General features: G+C 69.7%; 4 protein-coding genes and 1 pseudogene. 3 read left to right on the top strand and 2 right to left on the bottom strand.

What is annotated here, in order from left to right:
• Positions 1 to 331, top strand: a 331-nt coding sequence (locus tag G6R25_RS23605) for a cobalamin biosynthesis protein (RefSeq protein WP_163554619.1), incomplete at its 5' end; no start/stop codon positions are given.
• Positions 332 to 372: 41 nt separating this feature from the next.
• Here G6R25_RS23605 and G6R25_RS23600 read toward each other — a convergent pair.
• Positions 373 to 741 carry an ArsR/SmtB family transcription factor gene (locus G6R25_RS23600; RefSeq protein ID WP_163554618.1) on the bottom strand — a complete coding sequence of 123 codons (369 nt, stop codon included), beginning with the start codon at positions 739 to 741 and terminating at the stop codon, positions 373 to 375.
• 265 nt (positions 742 to 1006) lie between these two features.
• Here G6R25_RS23600 and G6R25_RS23595 point away from each other — a divergent pair, with 265 nt between their 5' ends.
• Together G6R25_RS23595 and G6R25_RS23590 are read left to right on the top strand one after the other, a co-directional pair.
• On the top strand, positions 1007 to 1177 hold the full coding sequence (locus G6R25_RS23595) for a hypothetical protein (protein ID WP_163554617.1): 171 nt from the start codon (positions 1007 to 1009) through the stop codon (positions 1175 to 1177).
• Between the two features lie 209 nt (positions 1178 to 1386).
• Positions 1387 to 1572 carry a hypothetical protein gene (locus G6R25_RS23590; RefSeq protein WP_163554616.1) on the top strand — a complete coding sequence of 62 codons (186 nt, stop codon included), beginning with the start codon at positions 1387 to 1389 and terminating at the stop codon, positions 1570 to 1572.
• Positions 1573 to 1661: 89 nt separating this feature from the next.
• Here G6R25_RS23590 and G6R25_RS28435 read toward each other — a convergent pair.
• Positions 1662 to 1886: pseudogene (locus G6R25_RS28435) on the bottom strand (hypothetical protein); the annotation flags it as partial.
• Positions 1887 to 2188 lie beyond the last annotated feature (302 nt).

The following is a 2188-nucleotide window of genomic DNA, read 5'->3' as shown; positions in this document are numbered from 1 at the left end:
CGTGCCGCCGCGCGCGGTGCGCCTGCTGGCCACCGTCGCCGCCCGCCGCGGCGAGCCGGGCATCATCGCCGCCGCCCACCACCACCACTGGCCCGTCACGGGCTACCCGCCGCAGCGCCTGGCCACCGTCGACGTCCCCCATCCCAGCGCCGCCGCGCAGGCCGCGCTCGGCATCCCGGGCGTCGCCGAGGCGGCCTGCCTGCTCCCCATCGACCCGCAGCCGGATCCGGCCGCGCCCCGCCCGATCCTGCTGCTCCCCAAACGCGCCGGCCGCCGGGCCACGATCGCCGTCGCCCGCCATCCCACCGCTGCCCGCCCGACATGTCGGTGATCTGATCGCTGCCCGACTCCCGTGACCGGATCCCGGCTCGGCTACGTCTGCAGGTAGGCGTCCTCGTGCAGGATGAGGTCGAGCAGGCCGGGGAAACGGTCGTCGAACTCGGCCCGGCGCAGCCGGTTGAACCGGCGGGGGCCGGTGTCACGCTGCTCGAGCAGGCCGGTGGCGCGCAGGACCGTGAAGTGATGGCTGCGGGTGGCCGCGCTGACGGGCACGTCGAAGCTGCCACACGGCAGCGTCCAGTCCGGGCGGGCAGCCAACGTACGCAGGATGCAGCGGCGCACCGGGTCGCCGAGGGCGTCGAGGGCGTCCTGCAGGCTGACCTGCGCCGGATCCCGATGGGTCAGGCTCTGCGTGCGCGCCGGTGTCCGAGCCTGCCCGCCGGCGGCCGTCGGCTGCGTCATGCCACCTCCCTGCGGCGATCCCGGCCCTGCCGTCATGGTAAGTCCGCTTCGCCGGCCGCCGCCGGTCCCGGTGGAGCCGCGGGTCACGGCGCGCCGCAGGTGCACAGAGCCAGATGTGGGATTTCGGACCGGGGGAGGCACGTCGTCGCCGGGATGCGCACACTGAGCGGGCGGACCCACCGCCGACGCTCCCCACCCGCCACCGCCGCAGCCGCAGCCCCCGACCGGCATCCCGCCACCGGGGCCCGTCCCACGAGGGAGTCACATGGCCACGCCGCACGAGCGCCGCACCACCGACCAGCAGGCTCGCCGCGCCGATCACCGCCGCGCCCAGGCGACGATCCTGGACGCCGCCGATCACCTGGATCCCACCGACACCAGCCTGCGCGCCCGCCAACTGCGCGACACCGCCCAGGCGATCCTGCGCCGATCCTGAGCCGGCATCGACCCACCCGAGGCCGGTGCCGGGCACCCGACCCCCACCCGCCGCGGCCCCGACCGGCACTCGCCGGCCGGGGCCGTTTTCACGTCGGGACGCCGCGCTGGATGCGAACCATCACGCGTCGCACCAGAACCAGCCCCACAATTAACACAGAGGTAGCCCTGGCTTAATTACTGGCGAACCAGCGTGTGCGACCGTGCGGTATGCAGACAGGTGGTGTTCCCAAAACCGACATTGTCAAGATAGCCGCGTCGATCGACGACGTTCCCAGTATGGAAGAAACCGACGCGATGCTGGAACAGCTACGCCATCTTCCGCGCAGCACGGAAACCGTAAAAATGATTGATGAACTTCTGGAGATCCGTTCACTACTCGGCGCGACGTGTTGAACACGCGCGCCAAGTAGCGAACGGAAGATGGGCGGCCCGCCGGCTTCCCCGCGGTGAGACGAGGCGCTAACCGATCCGACCTCGAAAAACTACTGCTGGGAGCCGAACGGCTGGCCCTGCTGGTTTCCCTGGTTGCCGAGGTTGCCCCGGTTTCCCCGGTTTCCCCGGTTTCCCCGGCCGCCGCCGAAACGCTCGCCGGACTGGCCACCCAGGCCACCCTGGCCACCGCCGACGCCCGTCAGCTCACGCAGACGGTTCTCGACGTACCGCTCGCTGTGGTGCGTCCTGTCCGCGATACGCGCAACAAGGTCATCGGTAACTGGTCAGGTCGTGTAGATCGTTTGCTTTTGGTTCTTCGGCTGGTCGGGATTGAGCCATTCCCGGCAACGATTTGTGAGGTTGGGTAATTGTTACGGGGTGTGAGTGTCCCTGGGGGCTGTGGCGACGAAGGCGCGGGGCTCCGCGAGGAAGGTTGTTCCGACCAAAGAGCAACCTGAAGGAACCCCGCGCCTCGATGAGTTTCACATACCGCGTTGAGCTGCCCCTCGGCGATCACACTGGAGTTTTTCCGAAACTCGCGATGGCTGATTCGAATCAGATCGCCGGGATCGTAAAT

The organism is Candidatus Frankia alpina (genome assembly GCF_902806485.1).
Classification (GTDB): Bacteria; Actinomycetota; Actinomycetes; order Frankiales; family Frankiaceae; genus Frankia; species Frankia alpina.
Note: the sequence above shows the minus strand (reverse complement) of the source record. Positions and strands in the feature narration are given on the sequence as shown.